The organism is Arcicella sp. LKC2W (assembly GCF_034931005.1).
In the GTDB taxonomy this organism is placed as follows: domain Bacteria; phylum Bacteroidota; class Bacteroidia; order Cytophagales; family Spirosomataceae; genus Arcicella.
Genome location: NZ_JAYGIN010000015.1, coordinates 85,058 through 98,965 on the forward strand (window position 1 = coordinate 85,058; position 13,908 = coordinate 98,965).

At 35.4% G+C, this 13,908-nt stretch carries 15 protein-coding genes; 8 read left to right on the top strand and 7 right to left on the bottom strand.

Features of this window, described 5'->3' with window-relative positions:
- Positions 1-90: 90 nt before the first annotated feature.
- The gene (locus VB796_RS13400) at positions 91-1,320 is read left to right on the top strand and encodes a chorismate-binding protein (protein WP_323347063.1); all 1,230 of its coding nucleotides are present in this window, start codon (positions 91-93) and stop codon (positions 1,318-1,320) included.
- 59 nt (positions 1,321-1,379) lie between these two features.
- On the opposite strand, the gene VB796_RS13405 is transcribed toward VB796_RS13400, so the two are convergent.
- The gene (locus VB796_RS13405) at positions 1,380-2,681 is read right to left on the bottom strand and encodes a hemolysin family protein (RefSeq protein ID WP_323347064.1); all 1,302 of its coding nucleotides are present in this window, start codon (positions 2,679-2,681) and stop codon (positions 1,380-1,382) included.
- 77 nt (positions 2,682-2,758) lie between these two features.
- Positions 2,759-3,046, bottom strand: coding sequence for a hypothetical protein (locus tag VB796_RS13410; RefSeq protein ID WP_323347066.1), 288 nt, complete (start codon positions 3,044-3,046; stop codon positions 2,759-2,761).
- Between the two features lie 394 nt (positions 3,047-3,440).
- Here VB796_RS13410 and VB796_RS13415 point away from each other — a divergent pair, with 394 nt between their 5' ends.
- The 6 genes from VB796_RS13415 to VB796_RS13440 all read left to right on the top strand — a co-directional run bounded on the left by VB796_RS13415 (position 3,441) and on the right by VB796_RS13440 (position 9,121).
- Complete coding sequence (locus tag VB796_RS13415) at positions 3,441-3,830, top strand: FtsB family cell division protein (protein WP_323347068.1); 390 nt, start codon at positions 3,441-3,443, stop codon at positions 3,828-3,830.
- 68 nt (positions 3,831-3,898) lie between these two features.
- Positions 3,899-4,402: a low molecular weight protein-tyrosine-phosphatase gene (locus VB796_RS13420; RefSeq protein ID WP_323347070.1), complete on the top strand. Its 504-nt coding sequence runs from the start codon at positions 3,899-3,901 to the stop codon at positions 4,400-4,402.
- Between the two features lie 10 nt (positions 4,403-4,412).
- Positions 4,413-5,012, top strand: coding sequence for a DUF1684 domain-containing protein (locus tag VB796_RS13425; RefSeq protein WP_323347072.1), 600 nt, complete (start codon positions 4,413-4,415; stop codon positions 5,010-5,012).
- Between the two features lie 124 nt (positions 5,013-5,136).
- A complete protein-coding gene (gene gpmI / locus VB796_RS13430) occupies positions 5,137-6,663 on the top strand; it encodes a 2,3-bisphosphoglycerate-independent phosphoglycerate mutase (RefSeq protein WP_323347073.1) in 1,527 nt (508 codons plus the stop codon).
- Positions 6,664-6,850: 187 nt separating this feature from the next.
- Positions 6,851-7,546, top strand: coding sequence for a response regulator transcription factor (locus VB796_RS13435; protein ID WP_323347074.1), 696 nt, complete (start codon positions 6,851-6,853; stop codon positions 7,544-7,546).
- Positions 7,547-7,588: 42 nt separating this feature from the next.
- The gene (locus VB796_RS13440) at positions 7,589-9,121 is read left to right on the top strand and encodes a glycoside hydrolase family 10 protein (protein ID WP_323347075.1); all 1,533 of its coding nucleotides are present in this window, start codon (positions 7,589-7,591) and stop codon (positions 9,119-9,121) included.
- 1 nt (position 9,122) lies between these two features.
- Here VB796_RS13440 and VB796_RS13445 read toward each other — a convergent pair whose 3' ends face one another.
- A complete protein-coding gene (locus tag VB796_RS13445) occupies positions 9,123-10,865 on the bottom strand; it encodes a capsule assembly Wzi family protein (protein ID WP_323347076.1) in 1,743 nt (580 codons plus the stop codon).
- Between the two features lie 84 nt (positions 10,866-10,949).
- Between VB796_RS13445 and VB796_RS13450 the strand changes: the two genes are divergently transcribed.
- Positions 10,950-11,393, top strand: coding sequence for a hypothetical protein (locus VB796_RS13450; protein ID WP_323347077.1), 444 nt, complete (start codon positions 10,950-10,952; stop codon positions 11,391-11,393).
- Between the two features lie 6 nt (positions 11,394-11,399).
- On the opposite strand, the gene VB796_RS13455 is transcribed toward VB796_RS13450, so the two are convergent.
- From VB796_RS13455 to VB796_RS13470, 4 genes are all read right to left on the bottom strand, one after another.
- Positions 11,400-12,134, bottom strand: a complete 735-nt coding sequence (locus VB796_RS13455; protein ID WP_323347078.1) for a glycosyltransferase family 2 protein — start codon at positions 12,132-12,134, stop codon at positions 11,400-11,402.
- A gap of 88 nt (positions 12,135-12,222) precedes the next feature.
- Complete coding sequence (locus VB796_RS13460; RefSeq protein ID WP_323347079.1) at positions 12,223-13,158, bottom strand: glycosyltransferase; 936 nt, start codon at positions 13,156-13,158, stop codon at positions 12,223-12,225.
- An 86-nt stretch (positions 13,159-13,244) separates the two neighbouring features.
- On the bottom strand, positions 13,245-13,619 hold the full coding sequence (locus VB796_RS13465; RefSeq protein ID WP_323347080.1) for an SxtJ family membrane protein: 375 nt from the start codon (positions 13,617-13,619) through the stop codon (positions 13,245-13,247).
- A 77-nt stretch (positions 13,620-13,696) separates the two neighbouring features.
- Positions 13,697-13,846, bottom strand: coding sequence for a DUF5989 family protein (locus VB796_RS13470; protein WP_323347081.1), 150 nt, complete (start codon positions 13,844-13,846; stop codon positions 13,697-13,699).
- Positions 13,847-13,908 lie beyond the last annotated feature (62 nt).

Below are 13,908 nucleotides of genomic sequence, written 5' to 3' on the forward strand. Positions count from 1 at the left end.
TTTACATTTTTTGAAACCTCTCATTCAAACATTGCGTTATCAATAAATATTCATCAACAAAATTATTCACTACCTAATCATACGTAAAATATGTCTCTGACTTCAGAAATCCATATTTCCACTAAATCTCCTAAGATTAAGAATCTCTGGCAGACTGCTTTACACGAAGGTTTTCCAATTGCTTTATGGAGACTACCCAAAACCACCGAAAAACAGTTAATTATTGATTTATCGGGTCATGTTTCAAGGACAAATATTGACTTTGAGGAATTACCTTCTGGCTTTGCTATGAGTCCGTTTCAAGGTGAATCATTGTTTTTGAAAGGCGATTTATATTACCGTTTTGATACTGAAAATCAAGAAGTTGAACAAAATTTAGCAGGACAAAATACAGAAAAAGAGGTTTTCGAGAAACAGTATTTAACGTATGCTGATGAAGAAGATAAAAAGGTAAGTCACGAGGAAATACATCCTAATTTCATTACGGAAGAAAAACATTTTGGATTTTATAATGAAATGCGGTTTGCCGAAATGGTTTCCAACGCTGTTACTTCCATTGAGCAAGGCGAAGTTCAGAAAGTAGTTTTATCAAGAACAAAGAACGTTACTTTATCAGATGATTTTGAGGTAGTTGAGGCATTTCAAAAACTTTGTAATACTTATCCAAACGCCTTTATTTCATTGGTTTATTTGCCAGAATATAATTCTTTTTGGTTGGGTGCTACGCCTGAAACTTTGGTAAGTGTTGATAAAGACGGAAAATTTAGAACGATGTCTTTGGCGGGAACACAGTCGGCAATTGGAGAAAATGGCGAAACTTTGTGCATCAATTCCATTCGTTGGTCGCACAAAGAAATTGAAGAACAAGCCTTTGTGAGCCGTTATATTATTGAATGTTTCAAGAAAATTCGTTTGAGAGAATACCATGAAAGTGGACCAAAAACCGTACAAGCAGGGAATTTAATGCACCTCCGCACGGATTATATGGTGGACACGAAGGAAGTTAATTTCCCACAATTGGGAACGGTGATGTTGGAACTCCTCCATCCTACTTCGGCAGTTTGTGGAATGCCCAAAATTCCTGCTCTCAGAATCATTGCAGAACAAGAATTACATAATCGAGAATTTTATAGCGGTTTTTTAGGCCCTGTTAATATCCAAGCAGAAAGTCATTTATTTGTCAATCTTCGGACAATGAAGATAATTGGAAATGAAGCCGTTTTTTATGCAGGTTGTGGAATTACGGAAGATTCAAATCCAGTGAAGGAATGGTATGAAACCGAGATGAAAATTCAGACTTTGATGAAGGTTATTATTTGAGCTAAAATTATCTGAACTAAGATTGCGAAACGTCGCAATCTTAGTTCAGACAAAACCTATCAGTGTTTCATCGAATACCCTTCCGTTTTCTTCTCAATCTCACCAATTATCGTCAATTTCACTAAGTCAATTCTCGCATCGGTCATTTCCATAATTTGAAAATTAAATGGATGCTCAACTATGGTTTCATTCAACTCTGGAATGTCCTCATTAATACTAATAATCATCCCTCCCAACGTATCATAATCGCCCTCAGGAAGATTCCAGTCATATTTATCATTCAAATAATCAATCTCCAAACGTCCAGAAAGTAAATAGGTTTTATCTTCCAAACGCTTTTCGGTTAGTTCGTCGTTATCGTCAAATTCATCTTCAATATCGCCAAAAATTTGCTCCATTACATCCTCCATACTTACCAAACCTGCTGTGCTACCAAATTCATCCACCACCAAAGCCAATGACTTATGTTCCTTCGAGAATTTGAATAATAAATCTTTTGCTGGCATAGCTTCTGGCACAATCGGGATTGGAGTCAAAATTCCTTGAATCTCCTTCGGTTTCTTAAACATCGACAACGAATGGCAATATCCCAAAACGTCTTCCATTGTTTCTTTATAAACCAAAACTCTCGAATGACCACTTTCTACAAACGTTTTCTTTAATTCATCAATTCCACCTTCAATATCAACCGCCACAATGTCTGTTCTCGGAATCATACAATCACGAACACGAACTTGTTTAAATTCAAGGGCATTATTAAAGATTTTGGTATCCACTTCAGTTTCTTCTTCGGTAGAGGTTTTACGATTAAGATTTTGCAGATAATTATTCAAATCTGTCAAACCAAAAGCAGGTCTTTCTTCGGAATACTCCAAACGTAAAATATTGTTAATAAACCACTTAGACAAACCAACAATTGCCCACACAAGCGGATACATCAGCGTATAAATGATTAAGATGGGAATGGCTAAAACTTCTAAAAATCCGTCTGGATTCAACAAAAAGATACTTTTTGGGGTAAATTCAGAGGTAGCCAAAATAATAATTGTACCAATTAATGAGGCAATCAAACCCGCTGCTAAACCAGTAATCGGCAAATACTGTTCTATTTCATGGTGTAAATATCCTTCCATAAAAATACCATAAGCCACCAACGATAAAGTATTACCGATGAGCATTGTTCCGATAAATTTTGAAGGATTTTTGAGGTATCTTGAAATGATTTGCCCCGTAATAACACCTTGCTTGGCTTGGAGTTCAAAATACAGTTTATTGGCAGAGACAAACGCCATCTCAACACCCGAAAAGAATGCTGAGGCAATGATTGATATTATAATTCCTAATGCTTGTTGGGAGTCCATATATGAATTAGCGAGGTTTTAGGCAAAATGATATTATACAACCATACCTACTTAATATGCTCAAATATACAAAAAACCTACTTCTTTCCTTTCAAAAAAGCATCTCTTTCGGCTTTTTTATCATCTTTAACTTTTTCAACAGGCTTATTTTTAGCTTTTTCATCCTCTTTTTTCAAACGAATTTGCTTAGAATATTGAAAGTAAAACAAACAACCTGCCGCAAACATTAACCATGAATAATGATAGAAAATTTTATTCCAGAAGGTCGGTTCAAGTCCTTCAGGAAGACCAGCACGAAGGTCTAAAACCCAAATAATCAAAAAGCCAACTGCGGCAAAAAGGAGAAGTATTTCTTTTTTTGACATAATATTTATTTAGTAAGCGAAAAGCGATTTATACAAATTTGGTAATTTAGACGAAGAACCACTTTCTATATTTTGTTTACGGAACTATCTACAATTTGTCGCAGAATAAAATTAGACCACAGATTGTACTGATTCAACGGATTTACACGGATAAATTTAAAGAAAAATCAGTGTAAATCTGTTTTATCTGTTCTATCCGTGGTCTAATTTTGTCTTACGACAAATAGTAGATAATTCCGTTTGTTTTTTAATCAAAAGGCAAATTGTACAATAACCTGCTTAAGATATGATTCATCACTAAGACATATCCTTTACATAAAAGCATTTTGTGAGTTGATAAGTTTTTCCAACTGTCCAAAAATTTTCTACAAATTTACATCTTAATCTAAAGATAATGTCTTTATGGAAAGCAATCCTTGAAAATCTATCAATAAACTTGCAAAAGCCTTATATTTGTGGTGAAAAAATCATTGTTATGAAGCAACTTCTTTTACATAAATACCGCTTTTATACCCTCACTTTTGCAGGTTTATTTTTTTGGATGTTATTTTTTGACATCAATGATATTTTTACGCAAATCAAAATGTATCGAGAATTGGGGCGTTTGGAAGATGAAAAAAAATATTACATCGAAAAAATTAAGGAAGTAGAAAAAGAACGTATTGAAGTGATGGGTAATAAAAAATTAGTCGAAAAGTTTGCCCGTGAAAAATATCTGATGAAAAAACCAAAGGAAGAAATATTCGTGATTGTTGATGAAGAAAATCAACCTATTGAGAAATAGAGATTAAGAATCAGGGAAAAATTAGAAACCTCCAAATCCCAAATCTTAATCTTCAACCCCTAAATAAAATGCTTAAAATATTATTTGTCTGTACTGGAAATATTTGCCGCTCGCCCATTGCTGAAGAAACGTTTAGAAGAGCAGTAAAAGCGAGAAATTTACAAAGAGAAATCCAGTGCGACTCCGCCGCCACACACGCTTACCATATTGGAGAATTGCCCGACCAACGAACTCGCACCAATGCCACCGAACACAACCTTACCCTTACGCATAAATGTAGGAAATTAAATGGAGAAGATTTTTCGGTTTTTGATTATGTAGTAGGCATGGACAATTACAACATGGAAAATATCCAGTCAATTAGTAATCGTTCATTAGGAATGCCACAACCTCAAGAAAGTTGTTTTTTATATAGAAGATTCGACGCTACAATACCCAACAAATCAACAAAAACGCCCGAAGTCCCCGACCCATATTACGGACAATCATCTGATTTTGAAGAAGTTTACCAAATAGTAAATCGTTGTGCAGAAGTTTTTTTGGATTATTTGATAGAGAAACATGGATTATAAAAACCCAAAAATGAACAAACTCCTCCTCATAATATTCATCATCTTTGCTCTCAAAATAAACGCACAAACGTATCAAGAAAGCATTGCTCAACATCGTGAAACTTATAAAAATGAGTTTTTGGAAAATTTGGAAGGGCCTGTAAAAAAGGAAGATATGGCGTATTTTGAGTTTTATGAACCTGATACCATTTACCGTGTAAAGTGTCAATTCAAAGCGAAAAAAGACCCGTCAACTTTCAAGATTCCTACGGTGGACGGCAAGCAAAAAGAATATTTCAAATATGGTATTTTGTCATTTGAGATTAATGGGAAAAAGTTGATATTGAACGTCTATCGGAGTTTGTCTTTGATGAATAATCCAAAATACAGAAACTACCTTTTTATTCCTTTTAAAGACCAAACGAGTGGAAAAGAAACTTACGGTGGCGGACGTTATTTAGACTTACAAACAACGGATATTCAAGGAGACTCTGTAATTTTAGATTTCAATAAAGCATATAATCCGTATTGTGCATTCAGTAGTGGATTCAGTTGCCCGATTCCGCCCAAAGAAAATCACTTGAAAGCGAGAATCGAAGCAGGCGAAAAGAATTTCAAAAAAGCACATTAGGCATTTAGTGATTGAGTAAGTTGTGATTTAGTGAGTTTTGTTCTACGCAAAAAATGTCTTTAAATAATTCACTCAATCACCATTCACAAATAAAAAGTATATTCCAAAAAATAATAATAATATCGTGAGCAAAAAAGTAATTTTAGTCATTTTAGATGGTTGGGGAATTGCCGAGAAAGGTTATGAAGACCGTTCTGCAATTATTGCCGCCAAAACTCCTTTTTATGATTCGTTAATTGCGAATTATCCTAACAGTACACTCGTAACTTTTGGTCCAGAAGTGGGCTTACCAGAAGGACAGTTCGGGAACTCAGAAGTTGGACACATGAACTTAGGAGCTGGACGTACTGTAAGACAAAGTTTGGTGCGTTTAAACAATGCCATTGAGCAGGATTCCCTTCGTCACGAACCCATTTTCGTTGAAGCAATCAAGTATGCAAAAGAAAATAACAAACCAGTCCATTTAATTGGTTTAGTGTCTGACGGAGGTGTACACGCCCATATTAGTCACGTAAAAGCTCTTTGCAATGTATTTAAAGACAACGATTTAGAAAACGTTTTCATCCATGCTTTTACTGATGGACGTGACTGTGACCCTAAATCGGGTGTTGGTTTTATCAGTGATTTACAGAGTTTCTTGAAAACTTCAGTTGGTAAAATTGCCAGCGTAACGGGTCGTTATTACGCAATGGACAGAGATAACCGTTGGGAACGTATCGAAGAAGCCTACGACGTAATGGTGAAAGGTGAAGGCGTTCCAGTATGTGATGAAGGTATTGTTGCTTTAATGCAAGAATCTTATGCTGCGGGTATTACCGACGAATTTATCAAACCGATTGTGGTTACTAAAAACAATGAACCAATTGCAACCATTAAAGATGGTGATGTGGTTCTTTGTTTCAACTACCGTACCGACCGTCCGCAAGAAATAACAAAGGCACTTACGCAAGAAGATTTTCCTGAAAATGGCATGAAAAAATTGGACATTAAGTATTACACAATGACCAACTATAATAAATCTTTCAAGAATGTAAACGTAATTTTTGATGATAGCAACCTTCCTTCAACTTTAGGAGAAGTAATTGCGAATGCAGGCAAAACACAAATCAGAATTGCAGAAACCGAAAAATTCCCACACGTAACATTCTTCTTTTCGGGTGGACGTAACGAATTATTTGAAGGAGAAAGCCGGCTGTTATCAAATTCTCCAAAAGTAGCTACTTACGATTTACAACCAGAAATGTCAGTTTATGACGTTCGTGATTCATTAGTTCCTGCTTTGAAAAAAGGGGAAGCTGACTTCGTTTGCTTAAACTTTGCAAACCCTGATATGGTTGGTCATACGGGAGATTTCAAGGCAGTAATTGCAGCTTGCGAAGCCGTTGACGAATCATTAGGTGAAGTAGTCACTGCTGCCATCGGAAGCGATTATTCAGTAATTGTATTAGCCGACCACGGAAATGCTGATTATATGATTAACGATGATGGTTCACCAAATACACAACACAGTTTAAATCTTGTACCGTGTATCTTGATTGACAAAGATAAAAAAGCTGTTAGAAATGGAAAATTAGGAGACATTGCTCCTACCGTTTTAGAATTAATGGGTATCGAAAAACCTGCAATCATGACGGGTTTGAGTTTGGTATAGATAAAGTTGTTAGTGATAAGTCTGTAAGTCGACAGTTAGTCGATTTACAGACTTATCACTAACTTCAACCACACAACTACTCCTCATAAACTCATCACTCATAAACTCCCCCATCCCTTTTCATTTATATTTAACAATTCCGTAACATTGAGGTAGCTAACTTTGTAATGTAATGATAAACTTCAATATGGCAAACGCTTTACCTACCCCCAAAATTCTATTAGTTGATGACGACCCAGACATCATTGAATTATTAGAATATAACCTTAACAAGGAAGGTTTCGAGACAGCATCTGCAAGCGATGGTCTTCAAGCCTTAGAAGTTGCAAAAGATTTCAAACCCGATTTAATACTTTTGGATGTAATGATGCCTCGTCAAGATGGCATTGAAACGGCTCGTCAGATTAGACAAATTTCTGAATTTAAAGATACGTATATCTTATTCCTTACGGCTCGTGCAGAAGAATATACAGAAGTCGCTGCATTTGACGTAGGAGCTGATGATTATATCGTTAAACCTATCAAACCACGTGCTTTAGTTAGTAGAATTAAAGCAATTCTGCGTAGAGATACCCAACAAGTTGAAAGCGATTCATTGATAGAAATTGGCGTTTTAACAATCAATCGTACCAATTATAGCGTTATCAACAATGGTAATCCTTTAGTGATGCCTAAAAAGGAGTTTGAACTGCTTTATTTCTTGGCAAAACACCCAAATAAAGTCTTCAATCGTGATGAATTATTAGAGAAAGTTTGGGGCGTGGATGTCTATGTAGTCGAGAGAACGGTGGATGTTCACATCCGTAAATTACGTGAAAAAATCCCAGAACAATACATTAAAACCCTAAAAGGCGTAGGCTATATGTTTTCGATTGAAGAATAAATTTAATAACTTGCATAGTCGCTGTACATTCCTTACTTGATTATGCTACAAAAAGTTATTAAAACTTTACTCTTAATACTATTTATTTCCCTTAGTTGTCACGCCCAAAAAAACCGTCAATTAAGTAATCCGCCCAAATATGAGTTTCGGGCGGTGTGGATTGCTACCGTTGAAAATATTGACTGGCCAAAACGTGGCGAGCATGATTCAGACCAACAAAAACTTGATTTTATTCGTATCCTAAACGAACACAAACGCTCTAATCTGAATGCAGTTATGGTTCAGGTTAGAGATGCTTGTGATTCATATTATGCCCGTAGTGTTGAACCTTGGTCAGAGTTTTTGACAGGACAACAAGGTAAATTCCCCAATCCTTTTTACGACCCTCTCAGCTTCATGATTACGGAGGCTCATGACCGTAATTTAGAATTTCACGCTTGGCTAAACCTCAATCGTGCTACTTTTAGACGTGCTACGAGCGTCACTCCTGACCACATTAGCAACCGAAAACCAGAATGGATGCTAACTTATGACGGTCAAAAACTACTCAATTTTGGCATTCCTGAAGTACGAGAATACATCACGAATGTAGTCTTAGACATTGTAAAACATTATGATGTTGATGGAATTCACTTTGACGATTATTTCTATCCCTATCAAGTAACGGGGCAAGTATTGCGAGATGAAGCAACTTTTAGGAAATATAATAACGGCTTCACCAATATTGAAGATTGGAGACGCAACAATACCGATTTACTAATCTTCCAAATCAGCGAAGCCATCAAGAAAAATAAACCTCATGTTAAATTTGGGATTAGTCCATTTGGTGTTTGGAAAAATTATAGCACTGCTACGCCCGAAGGTTCACGTACACAGGCAGGACAAACTTCTTTTGGGCATTTATATGCAGATACTCGCAAATGGTTGTCGCAGGGTTGGATTGATTATATTGCTCCTCAAATTTACTTCGACCGCCTCCATGCCAAAGTTCCATATAAAGAATTATCAAAATGGTGGATGGAAAATGCTTTTGGCAAACACCTTTACATTGGTCATGGCGTGTATAAAATAAAAACAGGTTGGAGTTTGACGGAAGCCCCTTCACAAATTCGCCTCGACCGTCAATTTCCTCAAATTGATGGAGGTTTATTTTTCAGTTCAAAGTCATTAACAGAAAATTATGGTGGATTTCAAGACTCTCTTAGAACTGATTTTTATCGAAAACCTGCTATCATTCCAGCCATGCCTTGGAAAGATAATATACCACCGCTTGCCCCAAAAAAGGTTTTTATTACTCGTAATGAAATTGGAAATCCAATATTAACTTGGCAACCTGGTGAAGTTGCAAGTGATGGCAATGAAAATACTTACTATGCCGTCTATCGTTTTGAAAGAGCAGAAATTCCTGATTTTCAAAGAGTTGACAAAATGCTTTACGTTGGAAGACAAAATACATTTACAGACTCCACTGCTGAAAAAGCTCGTGGATACGTTTATCATATCACTTCTTTTGACCGTCTGCATAATGAGTCCAACACTTCAGCAAAAGCTACGATTGAGTACGGAGAAAAATAGTTTAGAAAAACATTTGTCTGGCTGGCACATTCCAACGAATTCCCAACGAAGAAATCCTATTGGTATAATCTAATTTATCAACCGAACTATCGTATTTTCTGTTCATATAATGCCCTTCGATAAATAAATTATGCTTAATTTGGAAAGAGGCTCTTAGGTCAAGGATAGTGGTAACGGTACTTCTACCTTGCCCCATATAATTTCCGTAGAGGTCATCGTAGAGCACTTTTCTACTTCTGGTGTCGTAATCCTTCAAAATATCACCACCCCAGTTTTCGGTAGTAGTACGGTCTTCTCCAAATTTTGCATAAATAACTCGACCAGTCAATTGTAGTCTTTTGATAGGTTGCCAACGAATAATATGTGACCATTCTGCAAAATTTGCCCCCAATGGATGAGCTAAACTTTGATTATAATGAGAATAATTCGCATCATCATAATGGCTATAAGTATAAGGACGGGCAACATTAACTTCTGCTTGATAGTCTAAATTATCAACTCCAAAAACATTAATGTATTTCAATCCTCCTTGTATAGCGTATTTATTAGCCCAAAAACCTGTTCCTTTAAAAAACTGTTTAGAGTTAAACTCATCCAACATAAATTGACCGTATAAAGAAAATTTCTTCGCAAAATTCCATTTAAAATCAATTCCTAAAAAAGCATTATCGGCACTGCCTTGAAAACTTTCTACAAAACGGTAAAAAATTACAGGATTCAAATAATTCAAATCAAAACCACTCCCTGTTGTACTATCTCTCTGAAAAATAACGCTCTCAGACAAACCAATATTAAGTTTTTTAGAGATATTGATACTCAAATGGTGCATTGTCATATACTTTCTCGGAAAAATTTGGTCATTTGGCTTAAAACCTGTGTAAACCAATTGAGAGAATATATTCTGATACTGAAATCTACCAATATTTGTGTTTAACTTTAGGAACAAATACGGAGCAGCGTTGTCAGATAGTATCGAAGAACGAAAACCATTGCCAACAATGTTTTTATCATGCCCAAATTGGACTTGAATATTTTTGGTAGCTTGAAAAGTAATGTAAGCACGAGCAGAGAAGAAATCAGTACTGAGTGGGTCTTGGCGAAACTCTTTGGTAAGTCCTTCCCCTGGCATACCAGGAAGTCTGCCAGCAACACGTTGTTCATTTTGATTATATTTATCAGCAAATTCTTTAACATAATCAGGAATTAGGGAAATATTATCCGTCAAAAAAGTATAGAAACTTACTTTTCGATTTATCATTCCTCTAATTTCGACACCACGAGTATTGAGCGTAGTAGAAGTTGCATTTTTGCCTTCAATCGTTCCTACTTCAAAATTGACTACTGGATTAATATGAATATCAAAAACGTCGTTAGAACTGGAATAAGCATCACTTTTTTTAGTGTAAAAAACATTCCAAATAGGTTTACGACTTTTACCGGCTGAATCGGATTTCGCCCATTCCCAACTATCATTTTCCAAATATTCGAGATTGAACTTATCTTGCGGTGATAAATCGACAGAACCATCATTCCATACGCTATCAACTAAAGCGACGATACTTTTGCGAGTAAATGGCTTAACTGTTGTGTGAAAACCTTCCGAGAATTTTCCTCTTTTTATCTCGAAGCGGTCGATAAGATGATAGTAGTCTTGATTCAAAGGGGCAAATGCACTTTGAGCTTTTGAATGGTAACTTATTGATATACAAACGAATAAAATAAGTAAGAGTATTTTTTTTAACATAATTTTAAATTGTTAGGGCTTAGTTTCCCTGCGAGAAATACCTTCGCAAGATAAGAATTATTTAAGTATCCTGACCCCAAAACCATGCCATTCGGTAAATATTTTACAGTTATTTTAGCCACAGCTATTAAATTTTTTAACGGGCCTATTGCAGGAATTTTTCTGGGACTAACATGGCAAGAAACTGCTATATGTTCAATCATCGGAATGATGTCGATGGTAACAATAATGTCTTTTTTGGGAAGAGAAATTCAGAAACTGATGGCGAAATATAGAAAAACAAAGCCGAAGTTATTTTCAAAAAGAAGTCGATTTGCCGTGAAAATATGGCAAAAATTAGGCATCTGGGGAATAGCCTGCTTTACTCCTTTATTTTTTACCCCAATCGGTGGAACATTATTGGCACTTTCATTCAAAGTACCAATTCCTAAAATTTTGTTTTCAATGTTAGTTTTTGCCTTGTTTTGGGGTATTATAATGACATTTTTGATTTTTCAAATGTCAGAATTGAAACACTTTTTCGTATAAAATTCTTTACTTTTTCATATAATCCCCTCTTGAAAATGACTTTTCAATCATACAATAGAGCAAAATGAATAAGTAACGACTGCCCATTTCTTTTATCTTTAAATTTGATTTTCCATACTTTCTATTTTGCCAACTATTCGGAACAACGGTGTATGAATACCCACGAACAAAGGCTTTAAGTGGTAATTCAACCGTTAAATTGAAATGGGCTGACATGAAAGGTTTTACCCCTTCAATGGTTTCTCGTTTATAAAGTTTAAAGGCGTTGGTAGTATCGTTTGTTTTAATTCCTGTGAGCATTTTTATCACAAAATTAGAAACACGATTAATAAATAATTTAACTTTTGGATAATCATAAACGGCTCCTCCTTTGATAAATCGACTACCAAAAACAGCATCTACATCTTGCTCAATCATGGTGTTGTAATATTTCACCAAATCATCAGGCGAATCCGACATATCTGCCATCATCACTGCTACGCAATCCCCCGAAAAACGTTCTAAACCGTATCTGATAGCATATCCAAAGCCATTTGGTCCTTTATTGGTAAAATAAACTAAAGTCGGTATTTCTTTTTGCAAGTCTTGTAAAACCTGTTCTGTACGGTCTTTTGAGTTATCATTGGTCACGCAAATTTCATGGTCAATATTATGTTTGACCAACGTTTCGTACAATGAACGTAAAGTTTCAGGAAGAGATTCTTCTTCGTTATAAGCAGGAATGACTACGCTTAATTTCATATTATTCTTATATAATGGAAACGCAAAAATTTACGATTAAAAAAGGAAGATAATCTCTATCTTAGGGAAAATCCACTCATAAACTCCTTCACGCTTTTTCTATTTTTTCGATAAAATCTGAATATTCTTTTGCTGGGATAAAATGCTTTTGAGTGCGGTAATTTAATACCGTAAAAATCAAAAACAATGAACTCAATAATGCCTGTAAAATAATGATTATTGAAGCCGTAACCAAAGTAGTTGCCCAACCTGGCGAAGCATTGGCAGGCGATAAAAATTTCACAATGACGACAATAATTGCCCCTACGCCCGCTATAAACGTCATCCATAAAGAACCAATGAGGATTCTCACTGCAACGGTGTCAAGATGAACAGAAACCGCACTTAAACCGTGTAAAACTAAAGAAACAAAGTTCATTTTAGATTTACCAGCCAAACGAGTTCCTCTTTCAATCGGAATAGAAGAATACGGCAATTTTGAGCGAATAATTCCTCCAGGAAAATGATTCCAAATCTCAGAAACATAAGCTAATTTTTGGGCTTGTCGAAACGGTAAAATACTGAAATTACCAAACTCGATAACTTTGCCTGTCAATAATCCGAAAAGGAATTTATAAACTGTATAACCAATTCTAAACACTAATCCTTCGCTACGTTTGGCTCTTTGGGCAAAAATAATTTTGTTGGGTTCTTTCAGAGAGGCATCGTAAAGGCGTTGAATATCAGAAGGTTTATCTTCTCCATCCGAATCCATTACGATAACTTTTTCAAAATCAGACGCTTGTGTTAAATAAGAAAGCCCCAAAGCAATTGCTTTTTGGTGACTTACATTACGCCAAAGTCTAATAATTGATAAATTATAAGAAGAGAATTGTTTTATATCACATTCAACAGACGAGCAGTCGTCCACAATTACGAAAGACAACTTAGAAAACAGTTCGACTGAGACGCTCTTTTTTATTTCTTGGAGTAATAAATCGAGAGCTTCCCAGTCGTTATAAAGAGGTATGATTATTTTTATCATTTTTATTTAGGTATTAGGGCATGGATATTAGGTGTTAGCAACCGATTAAATCTAAAACCTAACAACTAATTCCTAAAACCTATCCATTACCAAACGTTTTCTACGTCTTTTGCTACATACAAATGATTACGTTCTTCATAGACTGTACCATTTTTTTGAGCTTTCAATTTTAATGAATCCTTACGAGTCAATTTGAATAAAAAAGCGACTGGTGTAAGAAACACAAAAAAGATGATTGATAATAAAACGTAAGAATTGAAAGTACCCATGATATGAGCAATTTTTCCCCAAACCCAAGCAACTTTCTCGCTCAAGAAGTCAGAAAAAACGCCAATTAAGCCAATTACTAAAGAAGCAATTAGGAGGTTGTTCGACCAAGTTTTTTCTCTAAATACAAAATATAATACCAACATACCCACCGTAATGACAAGCATGGTTTCAAGATTTTTTTCTCTTTTCATGTTTTAATTAGTGATTGAGTGATTGAGTGAATACATTCGCCATGTTTAGCTGTATTCACTCATTCACTAAATCAAAATTAGAATAACGTATAAATAAATGGTGCAATAGCTGAGCCACCGCCAATAACGATGAGTACACCGATTAATAACAATACAACAATAACTGGTAAGAGCCACCACTTTTTACGCTCTCTTAGAAAATTAAAAAGGTCTGATAAAAAATCCATGATTGTGTTAATTTGATAATTTGGTTATCTGATAATTGGTTAATTTGAAGATAGAGTCTTTC

Excerpts from the sequence above, each read along its gene's own strand:
- VB796_RS13455 (WP_323347078.1), bottom strand. The coding sequence starts at position 12,134 with ATGAAATTAAGCGTAGTCATTCCTGCTTATAACGAAGAAGAATCTCTT.
- VB796_RS13405 (WP_323347064.1), bottom strand. The coding sequence starts at position 2,681 with ATGGACTCCCAACAAGCATTAGGAATTATAATATCAATCATTGCCTCA.
- VB796_RS13400 (WP_323347063.1), top strand. The coding sequence starts at position 91 with ATGTCTCTGACTTCAGAAATCCATATTTCCACTAAATCTCCTAAGATT.
- VB796_RS13445 (WP_323347076.1), bottom strand. The coding sequence starts at position 10,865 with ATGTTAAAAAAAATACTCTTACTTATTTTATTCGTTTGTATATCAATA.
- VB796_RS13410 (WP_323347066.1), bottom strand. The coding sequence starts at position 3,046 with ATGTCAAAAAAAGAAATACTTCTCCTTTTTGCCGCAGTTGGCTTTTTG.
- VB796_RS13435 (WP_323347074.1), top strand. The coding sequence starts at position 6,851 with ATGGCAAACGCTTTACCTACCCCCAAAATTCTATTAGTTGATGACGAC.
- VB796_RS13415 (WP_323347068.1), top strand. The coding sequence starts at position 3,441 with ATGTCTTTATGGAAAGCAATCCTTGAAAATCTATCAATAAACTTGCAA.
- VB796_RS13425 (WP_323347072.1), top strand. The coding sequence starts at position 4,413 with ATGAACAAACTCCTCCTCATAATATTCATCATCTTTGCTCTCAAAATA.
- VB796_RS13465 (WP_323347080.1), bottom strand. The coding sequence starts at position 13,619 with ATGAAAAGAGAAAAAAATCTTGAAACCATGCTTGTCATTACGGTGGGT.
- VB796_RS13420 (WP_323347070.1), top strand. The coding sequence starts at position 3,899 with ATGCTTAAAATATTATTTGTCTGTACTGGAAATATTTGCCGCTCGCCC.
- VB796_RS13450 (WP_323347077.1), top strand. The coding sequence starts at position 10,950 with ATGCCATTCGGTAAATATTTTACAGTTATTTTAGCCACAGCTATTAAA.
- VB796_RS13460 (WP_323347079.1), bottom strand. The coding sequence starts at position 13,158 with ATGATAAAAATAATCATACCTCTTTATAACGACTGGGAAGCTCTCGAT.
- VB796_RS13470 (WP_323347081.1), bottom strand. The coding sequence starts at position 13,846 with ATGGATTTTTTATCAGACCTTTTTAATTTTCTAAGAGAGCGTAAAAAG.
- VB796_RS13440 (WP_323347075.1), top strand. The coding sequence starts at position 7,589 with ATGCTACAAAAAGTTATTAAAACTTTACTCTTAATACTATTTATTTCC.